At 67.9% G+C, this 23,969-nt stretch carries 28 protein-coding genes; 5 read left to right on the plus strand and 23 right to left on the minus strand.

Features of this window, described 5'->3' with window-relative positions; all coding sequences use genetic code 11:
- Position 1: 1 nt before the first annotated feature.
- Genes LZ199_RS31010 through LZ199_RS31045 form a run of 9 tightly spaced genes read right to left on the minus strand, consistent with a single transcriptional unit; the run spans position 2 to position 6,147 of the window.
- Complete coding sequence (locus tag LZ199_RS31010) at positions 2-793, minus strand: phage tail sheath family protein (RefSeq protein ID WP_323390000.1); 792 nt, start codon at positions 791-793, stop codon at positions 2-4.
- Positions 684-2,216, minus strand: a complete 1,533-nt coding sequence (locus LZ199_RS46785; RefSeq protein ID WP_323389974.1) for a phage tail sheath protein — start codon at positions 2,214-2,216, stop codon at positions 684-686. Before LZ199_RS46785 ends, LZ199_RS31010 begins: the two co-directional genes overlap by 110 nt.
- Positions 2,213-2,542 carry a hypothetical protein gene (locus LZ199_RS31015; protein WP_253997378.1) on the minus strand — a complete coding sequence of 110 codons (330 nt, stop codon included), beginning with the start codon at positions 2,540-2,542 and terminating at the stop codon, positions 2,213-2,215. Before LZ199_RS31015 ends, LZ199_RS46785 begins: the two co-directional genes overlap by 4 nt.
- On the minus strand, positions 2,539-3,441 hold the full coding sequence (locus LZ199_RS31020; RefSeq protein WP_253997379.1) for an IPT/TIG domain-containing protein: 903 nt from the start codon (positions 3,439-3,441) through the stop codon (positions 2,539-2,541). Before LZ199_RS31020 ends, LZ199_RS31015 begins: the two co-directional genes overlap by 4 nt.
- Positions 3,441-4,046, minus strand: a complete 606-nt coding sequence (locus LZ199_RS31025) for a hypothetical protein (RefSeq protein ID WP_253997380.1) — start codon at positions 4,044-4,046, stop codon at positions 3,441-3,443. The genes LZ199_RS31020 and LZ199_RS31025 overlap by 1 nt, the downstream gene beginning before the upstream one ends.
- A gap of 7 nt (positions 4,047-4,053) precedes the next feature.
- A complete protein-coding gene (locus LZ199_RS31030) occupies positions 4,054-4,695 on the minus strand; it encodes a hypothetical protein (RefSeq protein WP_253997381.1) in 642 nt (213 codons plus the stop codon).
- Positions 4,692-4,985 (minus strand): hypothetical protein, encoded by a 294-nt coding sequence (locus LZ199_RS31035; protein ID WP_253997382.1) that lies wholly within the window; start codon positions 4,983-4,985, stop codon positions 4,692-4,694. The genes LZ199_RS31030 and LZ199_RS31035 overlap by 4 nt, the downstream gene beginning before the upstream one ends.
- On the minus strand, positions 4,982-5,506 hold the full coding sequence (locus LZ199_RS31040; RefSeq protein WP_253997383.1) for a hypothetical protein: 525 nt from the start codon (positions 5,504-5,506) through the stop codon (positions 4,982-4,984). Before LZ199_RS31040 ends, LZ199_RS31035 begins: the two co-directional genes overlap by 4 nt.
- On the minus strand, positions 5,506-6,147 hold the full coding sequence (locus LZ199_RS31045; protein ID WP_253997384.1) for a hypothetical protein: 642 nt from the start codon (positions 6,145-6,147) through the stop codon (positions 5,506-5,508). Before LZ199_RS31045 ends, LZ199_RS31040 begins: the two co-directional genes overlap by 1 nt.
- Positions 6,148-6,183: 36 nt before the next feature.
- Here LZ199_RS31045 and LZ199_RS31050 point away from each other — a divergent pair, with 36 nt between their 5' ends.
- Positions 6,184-6,390, plus strand: a complete 207-nt coding sequence (locus tag LZ199_RS31050) for a hypothetical protein (RefSeq protein ID WP_253997385.1) — start codon at positions 6,184-6,186, stop codon at positions 6,388-6,390.
- 6 nt (positions 6,391-6,396) lie between these two features.
- Here LZ199_RS31050 and LZ199_RS31055 read toward each other — a convergent pair whose 3' ends face one another.
- The 6 genes from LZ199_RS31055 to LZ199_RS31080 form a co-directional block, all read right to left on the minus strand.
- The gene (locus tag LZ199_RS31055) at positions 6,397-6,786 is read right to left on the minus strand and encodes a hypothetical protein (protein WP_253997386.1); all 390 of its coding nucleotides are present in this window, start codon (positions 6,784-6,786) and stop codon (positions 6,397-6,399) included.
- 8 nt (positions 6,787-6,794) lie between these two features.
- A complete protein-coding gene (locus LZ199_RS31060) occupies positions 6,795-7,022 on the minus strand; it encodes a hypothetical protein (RefSeq protein ID WP_013375286.1) in 228 nt (75 codons plus the stop codon).
- Between the two features lie 101 nt (positions 7,023-7,123).
- Positions 7,124-7,750 carry a phage major capsid protein gene (locus tag LZ199_RS31065; protein WP_323390002.1) on the minus strand — a complete coding sequence of 209 codons (627 nt, stop codon included), beginning with the start codon at positions 7,748-7,750 and terminating at the stop codon, positions 7,124-7,126.
- A gap of 30 nt (positions 7,751-7,780) precedes the next feature.
- Positions 7,781-8,479, minus strand: coding sequence for a hypothetical protein (locus LZ199_RS31070; protein ID WP_253997387.1), 699 nt, complete (start codon positions 8,477-8,479; stop codon positions 7,781-7,783).
- The gene (locus LZ199_RS31075; protein ID WP_253997388.1) at positions 8,476-9,831 is read right to left on the minus strand and encodes an XkdF-like putative serine protease domain-containing protein; all 1,356 of its coding nucleotides are present in this window, start codon (positions 9,829-9,831) and stop codon (positions 8,476-8,478) included. Before LZ199_RS31075 ends, LZ199_RS31070 begins: the two co-directional genes overlap by 4 nt.
- Positions 9,824-10,009 carry a hypothetical protein gene (locus LZ199_RS31080; RefSeq protein WP_253997389.1) on the minus strand — a complete coding sequence of 62 codons (186 nt, stop codon included), beginning with the start codon at positions 10,007-10,009 and terminating at the stop codon, positions 9,824-9,826. Before LZ199_RS31080 ends, LZ199_RS31075 begins: the two co-directional genes overlap by 8 nt.
- A 316-nt stretch (positions 10,010-10,325) precedes the next feature.
- Between LZ199_RS31080 and LZ199_RS31085 the strand changes: the two genes are divergently transcribed.
- The gene (locus LZ199_RS31085) at positions 10,326-11,372 is read left to right on the plus strand and encodes a phospholipase D-like domain-containing protein (RefSeq protein ID WP_253997390.1); all 1,047 of its coding nucleotides are present in this window, start codon (positions 10,326-10,328) and stop codon (positions 11,370-11,372) included.
- A gap of 11 nt (positions 11,373-11,383) precedes the next feature.
- On the opposite strand, the gene LZ199_RS31090 is transcribed toward LZ199_RS31085, so the two are convergent.
- From LZ199_RS31090 to LZ199_RS46790, 4 genes are read right to left on the minus strand one after another with little or no spacing between them, the layout of a single operon-like run.
- The gene (locus LZ199_RS31090) at positions 11,384-12,463 is read right to left on the minus strand and encodes a head morphogenesis protein (protein ID WP_253997391.1); all 1,080 of its coding nucleotides are present in this window, start codon (positions 12,461-12,463) and stop codon (positions 11,384-11,386) included.
- Complete coding sequence (locus LZ199_RS31095) at positions 12,444-12,725, minus strand: hypothetical protein (protein WP_253997392.1); 282 nt, start codon at positions 12,723-12,725, stop codon at positions 12,444-12,446. Before LZ199_RS31095 ends, LZ199_RS31090 begins: the two co-directional genes overlap by 20 nt.
- Positions 12,722-14,521: a phage portal protein gene (locus LZ199_RS31100; protein WP_253997393.1), complete on the minus strand. Its 1,800-nt coding sequence runs from the start codon at positions 14,519-14,521 to the stop codon at positions 12,722-12,724. Before LZ199_RS31100 ends, LZ199_RS31095 begins: the two co-directional genes overlap by 4 nt.
- Complete coding sequence (locus LZ199_RS46790) at positions 14,518-14,718, minus strand: hypothetical protein (protein WP_253997394.1); 201 nt, start codon at positions 14,716-14,718, stop codon at positions 14,518-14,520. The genes LZ199_RS31100 and LZ199_RS46790 overlap by 4 nt, the downstream gene beginning before the upstream one ends.
- Before the next feature lie 326 nt (positions 14,719-15,044).
- On the opposite strand from LZ199_RS46790, the gene LZ199_RS31110 reads away from it, so the two are divergent.
- Complete coding sequence (locus LZ199_RS31110; RefSeq protein ID WP_253997395.1) at positions 15,045-15,302, plus strand: hypothetical protein; 258 nt, start codon at positions 15,045-15,047, stop codon at positions 15,300-15,302.
- Between the two features lie 121 nt (positions 15,303-15,423).
- The gene (locus LZ199_RS31115) at positions 15,424-16,341 is read left to right on the plus strand and encodes a hypothetical protein (RefSeq protein ID WP_253997396.1); all 918 of its coding nucleotides are present in this window, start codon (positions 15,424-15,426) and stop codon (positions 16,339-16,341) included.
- A 97-nt stretch (positions 16,342-16,438) separates the two neighbouring features.
- Here the strand turns inward: LZ199_RS31115 and LZ199_RS31120 are convergent, their stop codons facing one another.
- From LZ199_RS31120 to LZ199_RS31135, 4 genes are all read right to left on the minus strand, one after another.
- Positions 16,439-17,149, minus strand: a complete 711-nt coding sequence (locus LZ199_RS31120) for a hypothetical protein (protein WP_253997397.1) — start codon at positions 17,147-17,149, stop codon at positions 16,439-16,441.
- Between the two features lie 397 nt (positions 17,150-17,546).
- Entirely contained in the window at positions 17,547-18,587 is a 1,041-nt protein-coding gene (locus tag LZ199_RS31125; protein WP_323390004.1) for a serine/threonine-protein kinase, read from the minus strand.
- 920 nt (positions 18,588-19,507) lie between these two features.
- Positions 19,508-20,050 carry a phage terminase large subunit family protein gene (locus LZ199_RS31130; protein WP_253997399.1) on the minus strand — a complete coding sequence of 181 codons (543 nt, stop codon included), beginning with the start codon at positions 20,048-20,050 and terminating at the stop codon, positions 19,508-19,510.
- 903 nt (positions 20,051-20,953) lie between these two features.
- The gene (locus LZ199_RS31135) at positions 20,954-21,490 is read right to left on the minus strand and encodes a hypothetical protein (protein WP_253997400.1); all 537 of its coding nucleotides are present in this window, start codon (positions 21,488-21,490) and stop codon (positions 20,954-20,956) included.
- Positions 21,491-21,619: 129 nt separating this feature from the next.
- Between LZ199_RS31135 and LZ199_RS31140 the strand changes: the two genes are divergently transcribed.
- The gene (locus LZ199_RS31140; protein WP_253997401.1) at positions 21,620-22,234 is read left to right on the plus strand and encodes a tyrosine-type recombinase/integrase; all 615 of its coding nucleotides are present in this window, start codon (positions 21,620-21,622) and stop codon (positions 22,232-22,234) included.
- The last annotated feature ends 1,735 nt before the right edge of the window (positions 22,235-23,969 follow it).

The raw sequence follows: 23,969 nt of genomic DNA on the forward strand, positions 1-23,969 counted from the left end.
CTTACAAGCCCGCCGAAGCCAGCTCGGCTTCGAGGGCGCGGGTGTCCTGGGCGATGCGCAGGACAATGAATTCGGCGGGCTTGTTGGTGGCGAGCCCGATGCGCGCCACCAGCTTTCCGGCGAAGACGACGGACGGTGGGTTGAGGGCGTCTGAGACGTCGGCGAAGAAGGCCTTGGCGGGCTCCTGGCTGCGGAAGGCCCCGTTCTTCATCTGCGCGAGGAGGAAGGCGGCAATGGAGCGCCGCACCTGCGCGCGCAGCCCCTCCGTGTTGTTGCGGTGCCTGGCGAACTGCAAACCGGACTTGAGGCTGCGCTCGATAAAGGACACCCCGCGCCGCTCGGCGACGTAAGGGAAGTTCCCGCTGGCCTTCAGCGTGCGGCTGCCGTCGATGAAGCGCGGCAGGCCAGGCCCGGTGGTGAGAGGGTTGATGCGGTGGGGATAGACGACGTCCCGCTTCTTCTCTTCCAGCGTCTCTTTGGACTCGAAGCCCAGGACGCCGAACATGCGCCCGGCTTCGATGCCCGCGGGCGCCTCATACACACCACCGGGGCGCGCGCCGTCGTTGCGCGCGAAGACGCCGGCGATGATGCCGGAGGGCGGGACAACGAGCTGCTCGACGTTGCCGAAGACGCCGCGGGCGGGGTTGAGCACCGTGACGCGGGGCCAGTAGAGGGCCGCGTGCTCAGAGAGCCCTTCGAGGGCGGCCTCCTGCGAGACGTAGGAGACGATGTCCGTGGCGCTGTAGCCCGCGGGCGAGTCGAGGACGGCGAAGACGAGGCCGTCGCGCGCCACCTCGCAGTAGCGCACCATGGCGTTGTGGACGGCGGGCGTGGCGCGCCCGGGCACCAGGAGGAGGGAGAGGTCCTGCACGGCGTCGAGCGCGTAAAAGGCCGCTCCGGCCGGCCTCGGAGCCGATGAAGTCCGTGTCGTCCAGGCCGACGAGGCCGTCCGCACCACCCGAGAGGGCCACCGTCTGCACGTCCGGAATCGCGTCCAACACCATGAAGGCCCGGACGTAGGTGGAGCCGGTGCGCTCGTCATTGAGGACGCGCTCGACGTAGCGTGCGTCGCCCTGGGCCGAGGAGAGGTTGGGGAAGGACTCGCGGTAGGCGCCGTCCTCGAGGACGAGGACGTCGAAGGTTTCGGGAGCTCCATTCGTCGGGGGCCGCACCTCCACCTCGAGGCGGTTGGCGTAGGCGCCTGCATCCCTGGCCTCCAGGTGGAGGACGTCGGTGGCGCCGGAGGCGTCGCCCGTGTGCAGCAGCGCGTCGAGTCCGAGGCCGGAGCCCGCGTCTCCCTGCACACGCAAGGAGGCACCAGGCCCCGTGGACTGGGTGAGCAACTGCAGGGCCCCCAGGGAGGACGGTGCCACTCGGACACCCGCCACCGCCGCCTCCACAAGGGCGCGCACCTCGGCCAACTCGACGGCGCGCAGTCTCTGGACGTTGCCGCTCCCCACCTGCGGGCCGCCCGCGAAGCCGAAGACGGTGTTGGCCACCGCGTCGCCCACCTCCAGGCGGCTGGAGGCGCCCTGGGTGTCGCTGGCGATTCTCAGCACACCGGCCTCCACGGTGGCGCGTCCGCCGATGAGTCCCGCGTTGAGGACGGCGGCCACCTCCTGGGCAGTGGCCTGGGCGATGTCGCCGAAGTCCTCCTCGCTGAAGGGGATGAAGACGTCCCGCCCGTCGTCGACGCGCACCCGGAGCGACTGCCCGGCGGTGAGGGTGTAGGGGCCGGGGCGGCCCGCGGAGACGGAAGCCGCGGTGCCGGAGAAGACGACGTCCACCGCCTCGGCGCCGTTGGAGGACACCTCCAGGCGCTGGCCGTCGGCCAGGGTGAAAGGGGGACGCAAGGTGCCGCGCACGACGGCGGGCGTGGGCCCGCCGCCCGTGGTGAGGGCTGCCGCAGCAGGCGTGGCCGTGTGCGACTCAGGGTTTGAGGCGTCCTCGTAGTGGGCGGTGCGGACCGCCCACAAGTGAGTCCCTCCGTTCTCGAAGAAGCCCATGGCGGCGAGGGCCAAGTCGGCGTCCGGCGTGAAGCGGCCGAAGGTGGCCTGGTACTCCTCGAAGGAGGTGCACAGCACCGCCTGGCCGATGGGGCCGCGCTCCGCCAGGCCCACGGCACCCGCCACGGAAGTGGGCGCCGAGGGAATGCCACGGACGCGCGGCTCCTCCTCCTCTACGACGATTTTCGACGACAGCAACTCACGACTCATGAGGCACCTCGCTTCTTGCGGGACGCGCGCGCCGACACCTCCGGCGCGTCAGAGGGTGGCGACGACGGCGGGGCCGTGGGGGCTTGCCGTTTCAGGGCGACTTCGCCGCGGCGAATGGCAGCAGCCACCGCGGGCACGCAGAGAGTGGCCTCGGGCACGTCCTCCAGCGACACACCCGTGGCCAGGGTGAGGGAGGAGGGCAGGCGTCGGCCGCCACGGCCTGGCTGCACGCCGCAGGCGCACTCGCCGCGCGCGACGCAGTACGACTCATGGGGCAGGAGGAAGGTGACGAGCCTGCCCAGGGCGTTGGTGAGGGTGACACTCATGAGGTGCCTCCAGAGAGAGAGTCCGTTTCGAGGTGAGTCCCGGCGACGGCCTTGCCGAGGTCGAGGGGCAGGCCCGAGTCCACGTCGAAGCCGCGCACCACCAAGCCCCAGGTGAAGGCGCGCACGTCGTCGCGGCTGCCGAGCTGCGTGCGCACCTCGCCGTCCGCGTCCATCTCCCAGCGGACGGTGCCGCGCGAGGCGTCCTCGGCGTCCCTCGGCATGGCCAGCCAGCGGTTGCGGTTGAGGAAGGTGGCCACGGCGGCCATGAGGTTGAAGAGCTCGGCGGTGCGCTCGGAGGCCGCCGTGAGGGTGAAGGCCAGGTCCACCGTGTACGCGGGGCGCCTGCGCACCAGCTCCGCGCCGGAGGGGCCCTGCACGACGTCCTCGTGCAACACGTTGGTGGAGTAGCGACGACTCTCGCGCATCGTGGGGCCTGACAGCACCACCGAGGGCAGCGAGGCCATGGCGATGACGTTGAGGTTGCCTGCCACCGTGTCGTCGTAGTCGACGGAGACGCTGGCGCTGACGTTGGCTACCACCTGGCGCTTCAGCTCGCGCAGCAGCGTCCGCACGAGGCGGGTGAGGTCCGCTTCCTTCGCGACGCGTGGGCGCAGGTAGCGGTACGCCCCCGAGAGGACGGCGGCCTCGCCTGGAATGGGGAGTCCGTCCGCGGAGAGGTTGAGCAGCTCCACGTCGACGGTGCCCACCGCGTGGGCCGGCGTCCTCACGTCCGCGAAGTGGGTGCCCGACTCCACACGAAGCGACAGCACTTCGGCGGGCACTCCTCCCAGGCGCACGGCCACCCGCGCGGCGAAGCCAGTGCCGGCGAGCCGGAGAATGTCTCCGCCGCTGGTGGGGCCCGAGGAGGGCGTCACGGAGGTGAGGGAGGGGAGGGCCACTACCCGGGCCCTCCGAGGCCCAGCTCCTTCGCCACTCGCGCGAGGAAGCGGCGGCTGGCGCCCTGGCGAAACCGTGCGAAGGCCGGCCGCAGGAAGGGCCGCGCTGGCGTCTGAGTCACAATGACGCTGCGGCCCCTGCCGCTGTTACGCGACTCGCCGGCCAGGCCGGCCTGGCGCAGCAGCGCGAAGAGGAAGCGCCGCATCTTCGGCGTCATGGGGATGACGACGGGCGGGCCTCCGTACTCCTGGAGCTGCGCCACGTCGACGAGGGACTCGCCGTCCGGGCTCTTCGCCGAGCGCGACACGCCGATGAAGGCCTCGTCGCCCTCCACGACGACGGAGATGGAGTTGCGCAGCGCGCCCGAGACGAGGAGGGACTTCGTCCCGCTGAAGCCCGCGAGCTGGCGCGCCGCGAGCGTGAGGGGCGAGGGCGGGCGGAGCGGCTCGCCACCCGGTGCCTGCTGGGTGAGGCCCTGCACCACCTCCTTGCGCAGGGCGTGCGCCTCCTGGCGCAGCGCCGTCTGGAGCGCACCCTCAAGACGCGACGAGCCCGCCGCCAGCAGTTGGCGGGCCCGTTCCCAGTCTCCGGTGCGCGAGACGGCCATGGACGCCTCAGCCCTGCTTGGCCCGCAGGTGGGGGACGTGCGAGTTGAGCCACTCCAGGGCCACGTTCGTGGCCTCACTCACCACCGCGCCGTGGCGGACGGACACGGAGGTGAGGGCCAGCGTGTGGGCGGCGACTTCCACGTCTTCCGGCCGGCAGCCGTAGTTCTTGAGGCCCTCGGCGATGGGGCGCACGGCGGGCAGGGTGCCGTAGCGCCAGGAGTGCAGCTCCAGGTTGCAGGTGTACGCCTCGGCCTCGTAGCGGGCGCGCGCTGCGGAGCTGGTGAGGTAGGCCAACTCGTAGCTGGGGCCCTCCTCGTCGTGCTGGACGACGTGCTGGTGCTCGTGGACGCACACCACCACCTGGGCCCACAAGTCCCAGCCCCCCTTCGGCACGCCCACCTCGAAGGGCAGGTAGAGGGTGCGGCCCACGGTGGTGGCGTACTTCTCCAGGAAGCGCTGCCTGTCGAGGATGCCCATGCGCTGCAGCGCCTCGGCCGCCAACTGCATTTCAAGGGAGTCCGACTTGCGCGCCGTCTTGGTGCGCAGGCGCGTCTGCATGTGCTGGTAGAAGGCCCACACCTCGGCGGGCTGGATGTCACGCTGGAAGAGAGTGCCCACGCCAGGCAGGGACTGGAGGTAGCCCTTCACAGGACACCGCCTTCCTCGGAGCCAGCGTCGACGGTGCCGGCGTCCACGGTGGTGGGCAGGCACGTGTGGCCGGTGACGCCCTCCTCGTTGACGTAGTCGCAGGTGAAGGCGGCGTTGCTGTGCTCGCTGACCGCGTCGCAGTCGGCGAGCACCTGCCAGTTGCCGTCGCCGTTGCAGATTTCGGCGACATTGCCGGCGCAGCGCGTGGACACCGGCGCGCAGCCGTCCGGCGCGCGGCAGCGGGTGAGGAGGGCGGTGGCAAGGAGTGGGGCGAGAAGCAGTGCTTTCATGCGAGTCCTCGGGCTTGGGGCCTGTCGTTGAAGGTGACGAGAAGGAGGTTTCTGCGAGGCCTCCGGCGGTGAAGTCCGAAGCCCGTGGGGCGCGCCTCCGTGACGTACAGCCCAGGAGGTGTTCTCACGGCCTGCACGAGGGCGCCCGCGACGTCGTAGAGGGCGCCCAGCCTGTCGCTGGGGCGGATGAGGGCGTCGCCAGTGGCCGCGTCGACGAGGCCGAGGCGCTCCAAGTCTCGGAAGTGGAAGACGAGTTCGAAGCTCGTCCGGGGGCTGTTGCCGGAAGGGGCCATGCGCAATGACTCAAAGGCATCCGGCTCCACCTGGCAGGGGACACGCACAGGCGGAAATTCGCGGCGAAAGGCTTCGGCCAGGCCGTCGTCGTCCGCGTCCACCAGCACCGGCTCGCGGAAGTCCGCGTCGTACCCGCTGGCATGAGGACCCGGGCCAGGTGCCGCCATGGCGGCGGTGTCCAAGCGGTACAGCTCCGCCAAGAAGGGGTAGATGAGTCGGCCTCGCACTACGCGGCCCCGGGCAAGGAAGGCTTCACATAGGGGGCGAGGAGGGTGTCCACCTCCGGCTCGCCGGTGAGAGGCCGCACCGCAGGGCGGACGCTGTCCAGGCGGTAGCTCTGCTCGCGCGTGCGCTCCTCCACCACCCGCCAGCGCGTTCGCTCCTCCAACGAGTCTTCATCCGCCAGGGGCGAGAGGCTGCGCAGGACGAGGAGCATGCAGGCGCGGCGGATGGCGAGCGGCGTGCGCCCCTCCGGCGTCCCGTCCGTCTCCGTGTAGCCCCAGCTCGCGCCCACGGTGACGTTGCCCTCACCACGCGGGAAGACACGGCCATGGCGGAAGGTGAGGCGTGGCCCATCGAAGCCCGGGCCCACCGGGGCACCCACCACCACCAGGTGCGCCCGCGAGAAGGACACGTCCTCCCCGTGGAGCGCCAGGCGATAGAGGCGGATGGGCGGCACCGGCAGCCAAAGGGAGGGAGTGCCGCGCCCGTCGAAGTGCAACGTCGCCGAGCGCGGCTCGAAGTGCCACCCCGTCACCTTGTCGATGGTGCGCGTTGCCTCGTCGACGAGGAGTTGGAGACGCGCATCGCTTGCTGTCGATATAGTCACTCCCTCCGCTCGCAGGTCGGCGACTACTGCGTAGGCCATTTCAGGACGATTCTTTCTGGTGAGGAGGGTTACGAAATGAAGGTGAGCATCAAAGACTTGGCTGTAAACATGGACCTTGGAAACACCGGCGTGACGTTAGATGTCTACGACACGGACGGGACGTTCCTGGGTGACCTTCGAATTGGAAAGGCCAAGATTGAGTGGTGTAAGGGAAAGACACGGCAAGGCAATGGAGTGACGGTCAGTTGGAAGGACCTCATTGGGTGGTTCGAGTCTGACTGAGCTGAGTCATTCCTTTTCTCGCTTGCTACGCCGGCCGTCCCTCTCCTCGGGCGTGTGGACGGCCTGCTTCGGAATGTCCTCCGTCGTCAGCGTGCCGGCGGGCCGCGCTGGACTCAGCTTCAGCTCGTCGCTGGCGCTGCGCTTCACCTTGGCTTCATCGGCCTCGGCCGCGTCGAGGGCCCGCGCTTCGGCCTCCGCGCACACGTCGAAGGCGAGAGGCGAGTAGGTGTCACCGGGCAACTGGTGCACGGTGCGCAGGTAGTCCGCCACCGGCTTCTCCACTCGGTACCAGCCGCGCTCCTCCTGGAACTTGATGCCGGCATACGTGTAGCGCCGGAGCACGTGGCCGCGGCGCGCGTCGTAGGCTTTGAGTCGGACGAGATAGGAGTTGTCCATGGTGAGCCTCACAACTGCACGTTGATGGCCTTGGCCGTGCCGGACTCCTCGGCGAATTTCGCGTCGAAGCGCAGCGTGGCCACCACCTTCAGCGTGCCCTCGGAGATGTCGCGCGCCGACTCGATGCGAATCTGCCGCCAGATGCCGACGTGGATGTTCTTGGGATTGGTCAGCAACACCGCCGTGCGGTCATTCGTCGCACCGAGGTTCTCCGGCCAGAGGGGGATGGGCCGCACCGGGACGCCCGAGTAGAGGACCGGCGCATCGCCCTCGAGGAACTTGTCGCCGACCGCCGTGGCCCGCTCCGCGAGCGAGTTCCGGTAGTCCAGGTCCGCGTCTACGCTGGTAAGAGGAACCCCATGCTGCTCTTGTCGCGCAGGTGCTCCGAGGGCAGCGACTTGAGCAAGTCGCCCAGGACGTCCTTGCTGATGGGCGCGCCGGCCGCGTCCACGACGTTGCTGGTGGCCTGCTTCAGGACGCCGTCCAACGTGGCGAGGAAGGGGTCCGCCGAGGCCGTGTCCCCGTTGACGAGGATTTCCTCCATGTCCCTGGAGATGGCGTCCGCGAGCATCTCCATGAGTGTCTGGCGCAGCTCGCCGCGCTCGATGCTGTCTTCGAGCACTTCGTCGGAGAGGCGCACCTCGCCCTTGAAGAGCTTCGCGTCCAGCTCCACCTGGGAGAGGTCCGGCTTCACGCGCTGGGCGGCGGGGACGGCGGTGGCTTCCTGGCCCGGGCGCAAGATTCGGCTGCCGAACTTCAGCTTGGAGAACTGTTGCTTGGGCGCCGCCATCGGGACAACGGTGCACTGCTGCAACAGGACGGACTGTTTAATCAGCAGGCGCATGAACTTCTGCGCCTGCGCGGGCTGGAGAATGCCGCCGCCCGCCGTGAGGTCGGCGAGGGCCAGGTCGGCCTTCTCCAAGAGGGCACGGTTATCGATTCGACTCATGAGGGCTTCCTTCAGCGTTGAGGCTTTCTGGGGGCGGGTGGGACGTCAGACGTCGTGGAAGGAGAGGGCCTTGTCGACGCTCTCCCGGTTGAGGGGCTTGTTGAGGTCGAGGGGCCAGCCGACGTCCTCGACGGGGGGCTTGGGCGGGCGCTCCGCGGGGGCGCCGCTGTTGGGCAGGCCGTGCTGCTTCTCCACGCGTCCCAGTCGCTGGTGCTGCTCCTTCACGGAGCCTTCCAGCGCGCGGACGGCGTCGGTGAGCTTCGTCAGGCCTTCCATGACGCCGGAGGCGTCGGGGCCCGGCGTGGGCGCGGGCGGAGCCGGCTGAGGAGCCGGCGCGGGGTTGGCGGCTTTGGCGCGCGCCTCGACATCCTCCTTGTCCTCGGAGTCGTCCTCGCTCTCCTCCAACGCGTCGGCCAGCGCGCGCAGGTGTTGGGCCACCTCCACCACGCGCACGCCGTCGGCGCCGTCCGCCGAGGCCAGCGCCTCGACGAGGGCCGTCACTGCTTCGAGGGCCTGCTGGGCCGTGGCGAGGAGTGCGTCATCGGCCTTGGCGGTGTCCGAGGCCGTGCTGCTCGCGCCCTCGGCCGGCGCGGTGTCCTGGGGAGCGTCGTGCATGGTGTCTCCGTCTCGCTTCACGAGGAGGAAGCGGTGCTTGTTGGCGGCCCTGTCCACGAGGGACACCTCCTCCACCACCATGTCGACGAGGCGGTGGACGGACGCGGGGCCTTGGGTGGTGCTCGTCATGCAGCCTCCGGCTGAGAGTCAGCGGCAGGTGTGTCGGAAGGGGGCGTCTCGGTGGCCGGCGCGGCCTCGGGAAGGCGGCGCGCGGTGCCGCCAATGGAGAAGCCCGTCAACTGCCCGTCCTTCACACGCCCCCAGAGCTCGTCGGAGAGGACGCGCACGGCGAGAAGCCAGGTGCCCTTGCGCACCTGCACCTCGCCCAAGACGAAGTCGACGGGGGCCAGGTAGCTCTCCAGCACCTTGACGTGCCCGTTGACTCGCATCTGGTGCATGAGCCCCAGGCCGCCGAACTCCTCCATGAAGCGGTGCGCGGCCTGCCGAATCTCCGCGGCGGAGTAGAGGTCGCCCTGCGCGTCCACCGTCTCCGGCTCGAGGACGACACCCAAGACGTACCGCTCGTCGTCGGGCTCGACGCCCTTGAGGAGGGACGTCGTGGTGGCGAAGGGGGCGGTGCCGGGCGGCTCCTCCGGTTGCCAGTCGTCGAGCGTGAAGTCCCCGTCACTCTCCAGCGCCTTCGCGGCGGGCTGGTAGTTGCTGACGAGCAGCTGCGTCAGCACGGAGGAGCCGCCCACGCCGCGCATGGCTGCAATCGTGCGAGGCGTGCGGATCCGCTTCACCACGAAGCCGGAGTCCTTCAGCATCCCGGGCAACTTCCCCCGGATGCCATACGTCATGAGCCAGCGACCCTTGAGTGACTTGAGGACGCCGTAGAAGCGCTCCTCGTCGAAGTCACCCTCGCCGACGTCGACGTTGTAGCCAGGGTACGGAGGGTCGAGAAAGAGGACGGTGTCCTTCCCGTCGTACTTGCGGACGACCTTCTCGTAGTCGCCGCCGTACACCTTCACGCGCTTGAGGCGCGGGGCGTGCTGCTCGATGCGGGCGAGCGTCTTCGCCTCGACGCCCATGCCGTTGGGGCTGACGCTGCGACCGCGCAGCTTCCCGTAGGAGAAGTGCGTCAGGTAGAGGAAGCGGTGCAGGCGCTCCACGTCCCCCTTCGGCTTGGAGTCGAAGAGGCTCTTGAAGGTCTTCTCGTCGCCGACCCACGGCAGCTTCTTCAGCTTGGCGAGGCCCGCTGGCGTCAGCTTCTGGATGAGCCGGTACGCGTCGGCGATTTCGGGGTCCGCGTCGTTGATGGCCTCGACGTCCGAGGGGGCCTTCTCGAAGAGGACGGCGGCGCTCCCGGCGAAGGGCTCCACGTACGTCTTGTGCGCGGGCAGCATGGCCACCAGGCGCTTCGCCAGGCGCTTCTTGCCCGCTGGGCTCCCCCAGATGGTCTTCTCCACCGGCTCACCACCCTGGAGGGACTCCAGGACGTGCCGGGCCCGGGCGAGGGCCTTCGAGAGGGCGTCACCCATCCTGGAGGCCCTCCGGGTCGAAGCCCCACGTCAGCTCTCCCGAGGTGGGGAGATTCAAGTCGCGGGGCCAGACGAAGGGCGTCTCGATGGCCTTGGCCGTGGAGGTCGACTCCTGCGTCGTCGTGTTGCCCTCCGGCGTCGGAGGTGAGGTGGGGGTAGTTGTCGAGGTGGCCTGCATGGCGTTTCGTCTCCGAAAGAGACAAAGGCCTGCGGCGCGAAATCGGGGACATCACTTAAGTGACGGCGAGCGTCGTGGTGCGGCAGAGGCCGTGGTACGGCGGAAGCCCACCCCACCTACGCTTCCACCGGTCGGGGCAGTTCTCTCGGCCTCGCTCAGCTTTGCAACCTCATGCATGCGTCGTTGTCGTTGGAGGCAAAGCTGTCGCCCGCACGCAGCGGGGACGTACTGGGGATCGACACGGGAGAGATCGGCCCAGTACCGTGATGCACAAGAGCGGAGCCAAGCGTCCGCCTAATGCGGAGTGCACCGGTCGATGCCCAAGAACGAAATCGAGCTGTCCGAAGGAGCTAAGCTCGTCATCACGAAAGACGAACATGGTCCTCAGGAGGTCTACGACCGTCTGCCAACGGCAAGCACGGCCTTCATCGTCACCTACAATCTGCCAAAGGCGGGCGGCCCGCTCCTGACTGCGCTAGAGGGCGCGACCCAGCTCGAGTCCCTCCGGCTGGTCACGAACATTCCAAACTGGTGGGCGTCGTATTGGCGGGATGGGCCGAAGTTGAAGGCGCGTGAAGCCATCAAGAGTTCCATCGATAGACTCAACACGCTGGCGACGCGCCCCGGTGTCGAAATCTACTTTACGCGAAGGAACCACGCGAAGGTTTACGTCGTCGACGACATTGGCTACGTCGGTTCGTCGAACTTCAGCGACGAAAGCGCCTCCAACGTCGAAGCGGGTGTGATCCTGGAGGACGAAGACGTGCTCGCCGAGCTTCGCGAGAAGTCGTGGGACCTCCTGAAAGCGGACGCGCTCCTTCACCCTACCCTTGCGTCAGCAGTTGCCGCGAGCCTCGAGGACTGGCTCGTAGAGGAGCTGCAGTTCGAGAGTATCTACGACGCAGTTCACGACTCGGACTCCGCCCATGCTCAGGACGAGTTCACGAAGGCGGTGCAGCGTCTTCTTGATCTCGCGCATCGCGCCGAAGCCGTCTTGGATGACGCGCGCGATCCAGCTTGGGCCGAGCCCCTTCAGGCGGTAATCCGTGAGGCGACGTCGCTCGACGAAATCGGTGACGTGCTCGGCGACCTTGAGTACTCGTATGGGAAAATCCAAGCCTGCATCGGATTTTCCTTCGACGGCGCTATCAATCAACACATCGTTGAGAACTGCTCGGAGGAGGAAAATCTGGAGTGGTGGCACGAAGAAGGAGTGCGGGTGGCCGAGGAGCAGTGGGAGGATCTACGGGCTGAAGCCCTGAAGGATCTCCGACGCGTGGTCGATGCACTTGAGAAGATCAAGAGCAAGCTGCTGACACAGCTTCGTCAGCTCCAGCACCCAGTCGATAACACCCGGACGTAGGCGCACACGCCTCACACGACCGCGAGCGTCGTGGTGCGGCAGAGGCCGTGGTACGGCGGGAAGCACACGCCCGCGTCCGCGAGCTGCCTGTCCGAAGCGAGCGAGCGGAACTCGCCGACGTCGTCGCGGGTGCCAGCGGCGGAGCGGAGCACCTCGGCCAAGCGCGTCTGTTGGCCGCCTCGGTTGACGTAGAGGACGGCGCGCCCAGTGTCCGCGTCGAGGCGCTCCCTCACCCAGGGTAGCTCCTGCTTCACGTCCTCCGGCCGTTCGAGTGACTCGACACGCTCGAAGCGCTGGAGGGCATCCGCCACGGCGAACGTCTTCCCGTGGAGGAAACGGCACACTTGGGTGGTGGCCTCGTCGAGGACGGCCTCGATGCGGTAGCGGCGGATGCCGGCCTCGGCGTAGCTGCTCACCTGGGCGAAGGAGCGCCCCTGGCCAATGAAGTGGCTCGCCACCACCTCCCAGTAGAAGGGGGCTCGCTCGATGAGCGCGCCGCGCGCGGCCCTCTCCAAGGACTCGGCGATGTCGCTTCGCCCGAGGCCGCCCTCCAGCCCCTCGGCCACGAGCCGTCGAGCCTTCTGGCCGAAGGCGTCCAGCCGGCGCCCGTACTCATCCCGCACGAAGTTGCCCTGGGTGCGGACGATGTGTTGGGCCACGCGTCTGTCGACGGCGTTGAAGCGGGCGGCGAGGGCGAGGCCCTGCTCGCGGCGGGCATGGCTGCGCGTGGACGCCACCACCTCTTCGGCTGCGTCACCGAGGGGCGCTTGGATGCGGGAGGGGATGACGGCTGTCCGCCGGCCCGCAGCCTCCAGGGACTGGGCGACGAGGCGCCTGCGCTGGGCCGCCGTCGTCTTCCTCCAGTCCACGTCGAGGACGGCCACCGCCTCTCGCATGGCGTCCACGTCCGCGCGCCCGACGGCGCGGCGAAGGCGCGCGGCGAGCAGGGCCACGGCGCGGTCCATGCCTGCGGCGGTGCCGACGTCCAGGGCCTTGGCCACCGGCAGTCTCAGGACGTCTCCCAGGAGGGCGTCCGCCACCTCCCGCGCTTCGTGCAGGAGGAGGAGGCTGTCAGCGAGGGCCAGGCACATGGGGGGCCTCCTGCGTCACCAGATCCACGGGACTGCGGCGTCTGGCGCGCACCTCGACGCCGGCCGGAGTGGGGGAGAAGACGACGTCGTGGCTGGCCGCGCACCTGTCACACAGCGCGAAGACGAGGAGGCCGTTGCGCCACAGCGTCGTCGTCTCCTCCAGGGGGCCGCGCCTTCGGCACATGCGGCACTCCAGGACACCGCGCTCGGCGTCGGCCTGGGCTTGGAGCACCCACGCGCGCTGGAGCTGCTCGGGCGTCATGACTCCCTCGCCGAGAACCACCTGTCGAACTCCTCTCGCGGAACCGGGACGTGCTCGGTGTCCATGTACCGGCGGGCGAGCGCCAGGCGTCCTTGGGCCAGGCGCTCCTCCTCGGCCCGAAGCTCTTCTCGCAGCCCCAAGAGGCGGTTCGCCTCGCCCAGCAGTGAGCCCTTGTCCTTCTGGGGCTTCAGGTCTTCAACGCCCGTCTGAATGCCCGCCAGCGTGAGGGTGATGGGGCGCTTCACCCAGTCGTCTGCAATCTTGCGGAACTCCCGGTGGAAGATGTCGCCGGCCAGGTGGCGGCCCTCCTCGGGAGTCAGCACACCCACGCGGACCAGGCGCTCGACCATCTCGGTCATGCGCTCCGGGTCTCTGGTGGCCGTCGTCTGGCTGCGGAAGCGCCAGAAGCGCACGCCCATGTCCGCGAGCACCTTCCGATTCAACAAGAAGTCGAACTCGTCGCGCTCAGGTTGGAAGACCTGGTCCTCGGCGAAGCGCAGCTGCGCCTCGGCCACCGAGCGGTTGAAGTCCCGGCCGTCTCCGCGCAGCAGCGGGGGCAGGCGGAAGGCGCTGCCCACCTTGTCGATGTTGCGCTGGTCGTACTGTTGGAAGAGGGCGTCCTGCTGCTGGGCGTCCGTCAGGGGGCGCAGCTCAATCTTCGCGCGGCCTCCGTCGCCCGTGCCGGCGCCGTCCGCCTCGAGAATGAGGATTTTATGAAAGTTGGCCTTGCCCTTGAGGTTCTCCTCGATGAAGCGCTCGATGCGCGGCACCGAGGCGTCGGAGAGCCTCCCTCCAGAGACGAGCAGCGCGAGGGGAGGGACGGACTTGTTGGAGAAATATAGGTAGTTGACCTCCTCCATCTGCCGGGAGCCGAGGACGGACAGCAGGGTGCCCACCCAGCGCGGAATGCCATAGGGCGAGCGCGGCGAGTGGATGGCGAAGTGGATGAGCTCCGTCGCCGGGCCGTCTGAGGCGTCTGCGGCCTTGAGCGCGGCGACGTCTTTGAATGTGCGGCCGGTGAGACGGGAGATGACGCGTGGGTCGCCGAAGGACTTGAAGTACACCCACTCGCTACCCTGCACCTGAATGTAGCGGCGCAGGCGCCGACGGGTGCTCACCGTGTCGAAGCTGACGGCGGAGATGCGGACGCGCTCGCGCACCTCGACGGCCTCCTTGTCGAGAGGGAGGAGCCGCACCGTGTACGAGGGCACGTAGACGAAGCGGGCGATGTCGCCCTTCCCGTCGCGCAGTACCTCCCAGTAGGCGTTGCCCGTCACCTCCAAGTCATGGCGGGTGCGGCGACGCAACTCGACGAAGCTGCCGTCGAAGCAACAGAAGTCGAAGAAGGATTCCAGGCGAGCCTTCTCCACTCGGGCCTGCTGCCGCACCTCCTCGGCGTGGGTGGAGACTTCCTCGTCCGTTGGGCGCAGAGGCGTCCCTGGCGGCAGCGTGCCCGAGTCACGCGCGGCCAGGCGCTCCAAGGCCATGGCGTCGGCCACCTTCTCCCGGGCCCCGTCGGCGTCGAAGTCGATGGAGGGTTCGAAGCGATACCCGAAGCCATCGATGTTGGTCGCGTAGGCGTCGACGTTCTGCCGCAACGAGTTGGAGTGCTCGACGAGGAGGCAGAGGGCCTCTGGGTCGTAAGGGGGCTGGAGGGCGCCGGCCTCGCTGAAGGCCAAGGCGTCCTCGCCCCAGGGGCGGCTGGCGGGCTCGTCGACGCGGGCGCCCACCACCACCGCCTTCAGGATGGACTGGAGGCGCTCCTCGGCCTGGTGGACTTCCACAGGCACCGTCACGGACGGTCCTCCACGTAAGCCAGGAGGCCCGTGGGGGTGTGAGAGACGGCGCGCACGCGCTGGCCGCGTGCCGCCAGCTCGGCGTGGACTGCCCCCAGCAGTCCGTCGTGGGTGGAGGCCTCGACGGTGAACTCCGGCCCGGGGTGTGGCGCGCCCGAGGGGGAGGCGAGGACGAAGACTCTGACGACGCTCTGCACACAGGCCTCCCGGACCAAGTGGAGGCAAGGCGCGCGGTGGGAGGGGTGCCCTCGATGTGCGAGGGCGTTGGGGGCCGCGCGCCTCACCTCCAGCGAGGACAAAGGCTTCGGGCCCAATTTCGGGGACATCCGGCGCGCGCTTTTCGCTCAAGGCCCGCGCCTCAATGAGTTGCCTTCGTCGGGGGACAGAGCGCTATTGGCGACACCTGCGGCTGACGCGGGAGCCCGCGCGCGAGCCGAAGCGCATGCGTGAAGGTGCCTCCTGCTGCTGAGAGTCACAGAGACGATTGGGAGGGCTGCTGATGAATCCAAACCCGGAGTGTTTGATGCGAGAAGAGGACGCGCGCGGCATCGCGCCCGTCGGTGACGTTGCGGCCACGGCGGACGACGTGACGACGTGCCCATGCGAGTGCCCGGAGCGTGAGGAGGAGACGCATCATCCGAGCGACTACCTCGTGACGGCCGAGGAGTACCCCGAGCACCCTGCGGCCCAGGCCGGCTATGTGGGGTGGGTGTTCTGCATCCACTGCGGCGCGTGGCGCGCCGACGACGACGACGCGCCCGACGCGGACTGGGTGCCCTGACGCGCGCTGCGCCCGCGCGAAGAGTGGGCCGCACGAACCCGGCTCCTCATGGCAGGACCGGCTCTGTCTCTTCGTCCATGGCGAACACGTTGAAGCCCCACTTCGACGTGGAGGAGACACCATGGACACCTACCGTGTTGCGAGACTGCCAGCGCGCCTGCGCGGCTTCGCGCTGCCGGACACGAGCACGCAGCCTGGAGGCTATGTCGAGGCGGGCGACTATCTCGTGCTCGAGGAGAAGTCCCGCCACCCCACGCCCGACACTGACTACGCCCGACTGCTGGTTCCGAAACTGAGCGCGCTCGACACCTGGGTGTGCACGCGCTGGCGCACCCAGCGTTACGCAACGTTCCTCTCCCAGGAGAGCGCACCTGCCATGGCCCGGCTGTCGTTCGACAGCGAGCCGCTGGCCGTCCTGGAGGAGCGGCTCACCACTCTCCTGGGGGCGTTCCTCGACTACAGGTACGACGCGAGCCGGGCGTACTACCCATGGGCGCTCCCGGGCGTCCGTGTCCCGCTGGCGCCGCCCAAGCTGAACAACTGCTGCACCTTCGTCGAGGCCCTGCTGGTGAAGGCCTTCTCCGAGGCGCATGGCGCGGCTCTCTCGTGGGACGCGCGTCGCCACCGGCAGATGATGATTGCCTCCACCCAGGACTACTTCTCCCCCGTGACGGCGGCTGTCGAGTCCGGCATGGCCCTGCCGGCGCCGTCGGCGGACGTGCCTCCCCACCCCTGGACACTCATCCAGGGGTGGGGCAGCCAGTGGGGCTCGGGGCACACCTTCCTCGTAGTGGACTTCCACTCGGAGACGGACAAGGTGTTGGTGCTGGAATCCAACGCCGCCTTCCGGCTCGACGGCGTCGGCTACCGTGGCCTCGGCAACCTGCGGGACGTCGGCCGCCAGCCGCCTGCGGACTGGTGGACGCGGAGTGAGGTGTGGACGTGGCGCCGCATCTGCTCGACGTACCCCTTCCGGCGGCAGGCATGGCTGAAGGTCAAGGAACGCTCGGCATTGGTGTCAAAGCATCAGGCCAGTTGAGTCTGACTGATTGTTTGCCGCACCGGACCGGGCGAGCCTTGGTTTGCCTTTCCCCGATACGGGGCAACAGTGAGCGCTCGTGAGGAGAGCGAGAAGGCTATCGGGGTCTTACTTCCAATGCGGTTCGGCAGATTCTTTCGATTGTAGCTACTGCCGTTTCGAGCATAGGCGTGATCATGTCTTTACCTCCGGTTGAGCGCCAAATCGTGGCTTTCCAGTCCTTGACGTAGTGCTGCGCTCCTGTGGGGCCCACATGGCTCATCTCGTTTTTATGTTCCTCGAGAAGACATTCCGTTGCAAACAATATCTCGTTGTGGGCGGATCTGAGCAAGTCGAATGCTTGCGCAGCCTCGGTCCCGAATAGGGCCATAAAGCGGTATCGACGTGCATGGAGTTCGGCGAAGAATGAGCTGCTCTTTGTGAGCCGTTCGAATGGCGCATAGATCGCATTGCGATAGCGTGTGTCGCTCTCTGACTCGTCTTCGCTCTTCGGACGAGTGGCTCCTTCTCCTGAGAATGAGTCAGGGGAGCGGGCTGCCATAAATATGTCGCGAGCCCTGTAGAAGTCAGAGAGCACTTGCTCGGCAAGTTCCGTTTGCCGCTTCCAGTCAGCTAGCCCGCGGTCCAGCTCTAGTTTTTTCTCGGCTAGCGTGATGTCGGACCGAGCCTTGCTTTCGATTTGGTCGCGTTCAAAGGCGAGTCGCTCTTTGTGGATTGATTTCGTCGTGCGCAGTGCGAAGAAGGAAACGATGCCTGAAATTACGGCAGTGACGACGGCGGGACCAATGAGTGATGTGGGGTCGATCATGGGGCTGAAATGCAGAGGAGGTCACGGTGAGGAGGGGGCCATGTTGCCTTGGGGTGATAGTAGCTTTGCAGCCATTGTGCTCCCAGACTAGCCGCCGACGGGCATGCGGAGTTCCCCGCCAACTCGACGTTCTTGCGTGCGGTCCCGCTGGGAGGTCAGTCCCACGGTTCATGTTTGTCCGCGTGGCGGCATCTGGTGTGTTCGGCATCGAAGGACGCCTTGTCGGGGCCCACCACTCGCAGGCCGAGAAAGTGCTGGACCTGAAGTCCAGCGTTCCTTGTGGCTTCGACGGTGTTGACTGCCGTGGCATCGGCAGTCTGCGAGACGTCGCCTCCAGTTTCCTGCAGCAGCGAGCGCTGGCCCCCCATGCGCTCTTCCCGCATGGGGGGCCAGGCCGTCAGCAGGTCCTGATGTGGAGGAGCTGCGCAGCGATCCTCATGTGGTTCCTCACCTCGGCCATCGACTGGATGCGGTGCTCGGGGGCCTGGAACGTCATGCGCCGGATGACCTTGGTGAAGTAACGCGCGCCCACGGAGGTCCCAGGGACCACCTCATCGTTGATGCCGGACCCAACGGCCCGCGTTGCGAGCCGCATCGGCTCGCCTCGCGCGAGTTCCGCAAGGGTGATGCCGAGCGAGTACACATCGCCGGTCACCCCGCACTTCCCGGTCCGCCACTGTTCCTCCGACGCGTAGTACTCGGTCCCAAGTCCCGCAGCAGTCAGTGGCTGCAGGACACGGGACATCTGGTGCACGAAGTAGCCAAGCCCCCAGTCCGCGATGACGGGCACTCCCTGCTTCGAGAGCAGCACGTTCTCCGGCTTGATGTCGCGGTGGATGACTCCCTTCTCGTGTGCGTATGCCAGAGCTCCAGCCAGGGCATGGCCCCATGACAGGACGGTTCGAAGAGGAATCGGAGCACGCCGTTTGCGCAGCAGGTCCCGCATGCTCTGCGAGCAGAGGTCCATGACGTAGAAGGGAACGATGCCGCCAGGAGCGTTCACTGCCCGAATCGTGATGATGTTCGGGTGCCGCAATCTCTGAAGGGTGGAGATCTCCCGAATGAAGCGCTCAATCGCGGTGGGCTCACGTGCCCATCGCTCATGGAGTTGCTTGCGCGCGAAACGAGCGCCTCGAGGGAGTGCGTAGTGTCGAGACGCGATGATGGTGACTTCATCAACGTACCCAAGCCCGCCAGCTCCCAGGCGACGCACCTGCTTGATGCGGCACTCGCCAGGTCCTAAATGCCGTTGATTCATGTGACTGCCTCGCCATCCAGACGAATGGATGGCTGCAATGCCGAGGGAGCCCGCTTGTGCATGACGTGCCAGCGGGCCCCGCAACGGTGATGGAGTCCACGGCGGCCAACTAGCCGACATGGCAATGCACCGTGACTTGGCAGTGCTTGACGGTCTGGCGATGGACCGACTAAAGGTCATCTCGGTCGTTCCCACGACCAAGCCGAGAAGACGCAGTGAGCACTGCTCGTCACGTCTCTTTCGGAAGCTGGGAGCCCTCACGGCTGCAACCGCGGGGGCTCCTCTTCCAAAGAGGATTTTCAGGTTGCCGTGAGTTCGCCGGCACCTCCTTGAACTCTGCTTGAGTGGACTACGGCCCGAAATATAGCGGCCAGCCAATCGCTGTCAATCCCACCTTCCAGGTTCCGTGACGTGCGTTCAAACGCAGGTCGCGGCATCGCGTTCAAACGCGATGACGAGCGGCGTGACGCGCCCCGTCAATTGGCGCGAAACTGCACGTAAATCAGGTCGTTTACACGCTCTTGGGCGGGGGCCGGTGTCTACGCTCTAAAGCCGGCGCTGTACCCCGTTCCGCGCGCTCGGTTCTCATGCCTTTTCACTGGTGAAACGGCACGAAGGATCTCCAACCTGAAAGGTAGGATCAATCCCATCACGTTCCGAGGTGCGGCCACGTCGACGCGCTCGGGGAATGCATCAAGAAAGCCGCCGTCCCAGCGCTGCAGCGGTTGCGCACCACTTGATAGGTCGCGGACGCGGCGAGGGGGTCGCCGCCCGCGCGCATCAGGTCGTCGACGGGGAGGTCCTCGGCAGTTCCGTCCAGGTTTCTGCGTGCCCTGCCGCCAGCGCTCGGGCTGGGCGTCGGCCCGAACTCCTCCGCAGTCCGCGCATAGGACTTGCGACGAGCAGGTTCCTTCCAGGTGTCCGCGCCCGCTGGCGCCGCCTCGGCGGAGCTGCTGCGTCTTCGTCTTGGCCCTGGTGGTGAGGACTTCTCCCGTGGTGCTGTGGCGCCGCGCGGGGCAGCGCTGCTGTCGAGGAGCTGGCCGGCCGAAAGGCCTCGGCGTTGCCGCGCGAGGCGCTGGGCGGTCGGGACTCGGTCGTGTTCAGCCAATCACGCGCACGCCGATCTCCCCGCTCCCTCGTCGCTCGGGCCCCCGCTCGCGCTGGCATGCAAGGACGACGGCCCAGAACTTGTCCGCGTGCCCGCGGTTGGTGCGCTCGGCGTCGAAGGACACCTTGCCGGAGGGCAGCACGCGGCGCTTGATGGAGTGAATCTGCCCGACAAGCTCACGCTGGCGCGGCAGGGTGACGTCGCGGCGCTGGAGGAGAATCTTGAAGTCGGTGGCCCAGCGCTCCTTGGCCTCGTTGGTGAAGTTCTCCTCCACCACCTGGGGGAAGTCGCGGGCGAGGTTCTCGGCGAGGTTCATGCCGATGCCGCTGCGGTCGACGGAGAGGCGCGCCACGGGCAGGACGGAGAGGAGGCGCCGCAGGTGGGCCTCCTGTTCCGCGAAGGGCACGCCTTCGAAGCTGCGCAACATGCGGCAGGTGAAGCGGCCCTCCACCTCTTCGAAGACGGCCAGCTCGGAGCGGTCTCGCGTGCGGCCCACGTCGAAGCCCGCGACCAGGCGGCCCTGGGGCACGGGCACGTCGGAGGCGTCCTGGGCCAGCGGCAGCTCGTCGGTGGTGCACGGGAGGATGAGCTCGTAGGGGAGGAAGCTGTAGGACTCGTCGACGTAAAAGGCATTCGAACTCCTGCTGGAAGTCCTCCTGCGGCAGGGAGTCGAACTGCTCGGTGAGGACGGGGCGCCCGAAGCGCGCGACGCGCTCCTCGGTGGACATGAAGGGTGCCTCCACCGAGGCGCGCCGCACGTCGAGGGAGAAGAAGCGACACAGCCACCAGGGCACCTGCTGGCGCGTGTGGTGCGGGTACTTGCGCAGCTCCTGCGAGGCGATTTCCCAGAAGATGCCACGCCGGCCCAATGGGGTGCTGCAGCCTGTGAGCTGCCCGTGGGAGCGGAGGATGAGTGCGGTGCTGCCCGTGTAGACCTCGCGGTCGTTCACGTAGTGGGCCAGCTCGTCGAGGTACGCGTCGCCCCGCTTTCCGCGCGGAGGCTTGGAGGGCACGGAGATGATGCGCGAGAGGCGTCGGCCCTTGGCGTTAGACTCGAAGGCCAGCTCCGTCTTCGCATCCGTCACGAGCTTCTTCTGGTAGGCGAGGGGCAGCTCCTCGTAGACCTGCCGGGCGATGAGCACCTTCTCCACCGCATCCGAGAGGTTGTACGAGACGAACACGGCCGTGTGGCCGTCACGCAGGTGGCAGCGCGCGAGGGCCTCGAGGGCGAAGAGGAAGGAGAAGCCCACCTGGCGGCTCTTCGCCACCCAACGGAAGCGGGAACGGTTGTCGAGCAGGGCCTGCTGGTAGGGCTCCAGCACCACCGGCTCGCTGTCGTAGTGGCAGAGGCCGCTGATGAAGCCCGACTCGGTGGCCAGCCACTGGGTGAGGTCGTCCTCGGTGCGTTTGACGATGCCGAGCGTCACGGTGCCCTCCTTCAGCCGAGGCCGACGGAAATGGCCGAGGAACGAGCGGCATCCTCCAGGACGCCGAGCACCTCGGGCCGCCAGAGCAACTCGCAGGCGGAATGTTCATGGGGGCTGAGGGGGACAGCCTCGGCGTACTCCCAGCCCGCGTCCGTCAGCTCCCACTCGCCACTCGCGGCTTGCCGCTGGAGGCCGCACGCCTCCAGGCGGAGGTTCATCGTCTGGATGGACAGCCCCAGCTTCTGGCCGAGCTGCGTGGCGGTGAGCCGCGCGGGTGGAGCGGCGGCGGCCGACAGCCCCCTGCGGTGGGGCTCCATCGTCAGCCCCGTGTCCGTGTGGATAGCGTCGAGCGCGCGGGCCGCTGCCAGCTCCGGCGTGAGGCCCGGGATGAATGAAGCGAGCGTCCTGGCCACTTCCAGGTGGGCCAGCACCAGGTCCTGGAGCGGTGAGACGGAGGCCAGGCGTGGCTGTGGTGACGGAGCACCTGACGCCGTGTGGCTGCCCGTCTTGCGGTGTGCCTCGAAGTTGAAATGAGCCAGCGGATGCACAGCGACTCCTCTTGGGGAAATGCCGAGGCCGCGCGGGGCCCGGCTCAAGAATGCGCAGCGTGGTTAATGACTTGTCTTGCTGGGGCGACAGAGCGCGTATGGCCGCGTCCTCTTCACGAAGGAGTCGCCATGTCTGCCTATGCCGCTGTCGTCCGAGCACCCCGCACCCTTACCGAGAAGGAGGTGGCGCTGCTCTTGCGCACCACGGGGTTGCACCGGGATGGATTCAGGGACCACTGCCTCTACAGCCTCGCGCTGGCCTCGGGCCTGCGTGAGCATGAGCTGGTCGCCCTCAACATCGGCGACATCTTCGACGCGCGTAGCCGCGCACGCCGGCACGTGCCGCTGCGCGTCTTCAAGGGTTGCCGTCGGCACCCCGGCCCTCAGGAAGTCGTCCTCTCGGACACGGTGCGCGCGAAGCTGGAGAAGCTGCTGCGACTCAAACGCTCGCTGGGGCACGACGTGGGTCCCCAAGCGCCGCTCTTCCTGAGCCGCAAGGGCCTGCGCCTGTCCACGCGACAGGTGCGCCACGGCTTCGCGGTGTGGCAGCAGCGCGCGGGCTTGGAGCGGCACTTGAACTTCCACAGCGTTCGCCACACCGCGTGCACCGGGGTGTACCGGCGCACGAAGGACATCCGCCTCACCCAGCGCTTCGCGCGCCAGCGCAGCATCGACTCCACGGTCATCTACACGCACCCCTCGGATGACGAGCTGGTGCGCGTGACGCAGGACCTGCCTTGCTGATGGGGAATGCCGCCTCCGCGCTGAGCGCCCGCGAGAGCCCCTGGCTTGGCTGGGGTGCCGCGCGGAGGCGGTGAGGGGCAGCCGTGCGCAATGCTCGCGCGGGCCGCCCCAGGCGCAGCCGGCGAAAGTGAACAGCGCGAGGCGTTCACTTACCGGGTGCAAATGAACAGGGGAGGGGTGTTCACTTTTTCGGAGGTGACTCTCTCGAAAAGGGCCCCAGGTACACGCCCCGGCGGCGCCACCCGCACGAAAGATCGCACCACCCCCCACCCTGGCGCCAGGGGTAGGCGGGGTAGGCGTGCTGGCGTCATCGGTAGGCATGGTTGCGCCCGGCCGGGGTAGGCGGTGAAGGTGACTGGGGAGGAGCTGGGCCGCGCGGCGGGCGGCAGGTGGCCCAACCAGAGGAAAGCGGCCATTGGCCTCGGCGCTTCGGCCCCTCACGAGGCCTCGTAAGCGCGCGAAACAGCGTGGGGGCGGTGACGCCGAATGGCCGCCTTTACCTATTTCCGGCCATTCGGCTCGGCCCTGGTAACGGTACGCGCGCCCAGGTGCGCGGGGGGCGGAGGGTGGGGGCGCGGGGGGCTTGGCTCGGAGTCGTGGGGCTCATGAGGAGGACAAAGGCCTGCGGCCCGAAGCGCGCGGGGACACGCGCGCACGAAACGGGCGCCACGCGGCGACAGGCGCGGTGCGCGGGGCCAGCCGGTGCCCCGCGCCAGGTGGGTCACGCGCCGGCCAGCGGGGCCTCAGGGAGGGAAGGGGCGGGTGGGTCGGGGCAGTGAACGGCGCGCGGGCGTCCAGCGCTCCGGACGGAGTGTGCTTCCGGGCGCGAGTTCAGGCCCGAACTCGTACCGCGGCGCTCGAGGACCTGGTGGCTGTCCGCCCTAACCTCGCGAAACTACGAAGGCTATGGGGCCAGGCGTGTGCTTCCGCGCGCCTGGTTGAGCTCCCGGGGGACTGTCACCAGGCCTGGCCTGGCCGGCGCGGCGAAAGTGAACGGCGAAACTGAACGCGAAAGTGCCCGCGTTCACTTACCGATGGGCACTTTCAGACGGGGTCAGCGGGGGCCGCGACGTCCGTTGGAGGAGTCACGAGGGCGTCGTCCTTGGGGCTTTCCGAGGAGGCCGTGTCGAGGTCTTCGCCATCGCTCGCTATCACCTCCGCGTCCACCTCGCCGCGCTCGGTGGGCGTCGTCTCGTGCGCAGCGCCTGGGCGTGCCGCGCCTGCAAACCCTCCAGCGAGAAGGTGGCGGGCAGACTCTGCCGCGAGTTGGTCCCCCCGGGCGGGAATCGAAGGTCCGCACGTGTTCGCCGTTTCCGGATGTGGCCCACCGGAGGCGCGCGGCAGGAGGCACGAAGAGGGCGTCGGCGACTGCCGCGCACTGTGTTGCCCAATCAAGTGCCTCAGCAGTAAATCAGGCAGAGGTGCGAATTGCATTGGTGCGGATTGCAGAAGCCAGAATAGCAGCGCCCGTTGGGGCAGTTGGAGTCAAAGTTGCAGGCGCGGCCATCGTAAACGCCCCCCGAGCACGTCTTGCCACAGTCTGCGTTATAATTGCACTCCTGGCCAGCGTAAGAACCACCCGAGCACGTCTTGCCGCAATTGGAGTTAGTGCTACATGCTTGGCCAGCGTAAGAGCCACCCGAGCACGTCTTGCCGCAATTGGAGTGAGTGCTACATGCTTGGCCAGCGTAAGAACCACCCGAGCAACGCTTGGCGCATGCTTGAGCAGACGCCT

Origin of the sequence: Myxococcus qinghaiensis, from assembly GCF_024198215.1 — a bacterium.
Lineage (GTDB): Bacteria > Myxococcota > Myxococcia > Myxococcales > Myxococcaceae > Myxococcus > Myxococcus qinghaiensis.

Coding starts and splice junctions, on each gene's coding strand:
- LZ199_RS31025 (WP_253997380.1), bottom strand. CDS start 4,046: ATGGCCGTCTCGCGCACCGGAGACTGGGAACGGGCCCGCCAACTGCTG.
- LZ199_RS31095 (WP_253997392.1), bottom strand. CDS start 12,725: ATGACGCCCGAGCAGCTCCAGCGCGCGTGGGTGCTCCAAGCCCAGGCC.
- LZ199_RS31125 (WP_323390004.1), bottom strand. CDS start 18,587: ATGACCTTTAGTCGGTCCATCGCCAGACCGTCAAGCACTGCCAAGTCA.
- LZ199_RS31070 (WP_253997387.1), bottom strand. CDS start 8,479: ATGACGAGCACCACCCAAGGCCCCGCGTCCGTCCACCGCCTCGTCGAC.
- LZ199_RS31110 (WP_253997395.1), top strand. CDS start 15,045: ATGCGAGAAGAGGACGCGCGCGGCATCGCGCCCGTCGGTGACGTTGCG.
- LZ199_RS31080 (WP_253997389.1), bottom strand. CDS start 10,009: ATGCAGGCCACCTCGACAACTACCCCCACCTCACCTCCGACGCCGGAG.
- LZ199_RS31035 (WP_253997382.1), bottom strand. CDS start 4,985: ATGAAAGCACTGCTTCTCGCCCCACTCCTTGCCACCGCCCTCCTCACC.
- LZ199_RS46785 (WP_323389974.1), bottom strand. CDS start 2,216: ATGAGTCGTGAGTTGCTGTCGTCGAAAATCGTCGTAGAGGAGGAGGAG.
- LZ199_RS31075 (WP_253997388.1), bottom strand. CDS start 9,831: ATGGGTGACGCCCTCTCGAAGGCCCTCGCCCGGGCCCGGCACGTCCTG.
- LZ199_RS31115 (WP_253997396.1), top strand. CDS start 15,424: ATGGACACCTACCGTGTTGCGAGACTGCCAGCGCGCCTGCGCGGCTTC.
- LZ199_RS31050 (WP_253997385.1), top strand. CDS start 6,184: ATGAAGGTGAGCATCAAAGACTTGGCTGTAAACATGGACCTTGGAAAC.
- LZ199_RS31085 (WP_253997390.1), top strand. CDS start 10,326: ATGCCCAAGAACGAAATCGAGCTGTCCGAAGGAGCTAAGCTCGTCATC.
- LZ199_RS31015 (WP_253997378.1), bottom strand. CDS start 2,542: ATGAGTGTCACCCTCACCAACGCCCTGGGCAGGCTCGTCACCTTCCTC.
- LZ199_RS31140 (WP_253997401.1), top strand. CDS start 21,620: ATGTCTGCCTATGCCGCTGTCGTCCGAGCACCCCGCACCCTTACCGAG.
- LZ199_RS31120 (WP_253997397.1), bottom strand. CDS start 17,149: ATGATCGACCCCACATCACTCATTGGTCCCGCCGTCGTCACTGCCGTA.
- LZ199_RS31055 (WP_253997386.1), bottom strand. CDS start 6,786: ATGGACAACTCCTATCTCGTCCGACTCAAAGCCTACGACGCGCGCCGC.
- LZ199_RS31090 (WP_253997391.1), bottom strand. CDS start 12,463: ATGTGCCTGGCCCTCGCTGACAGCCTCCTCCTCCTGCACGAAGCGCGG.
- LZ199_RS31045 (WP_253997384.1), bottom strand. CDS start 6,147: ATGGCCTACGCAGTAGTCGCCGACCTGCGAGCGGAGGGAGTGACTATA.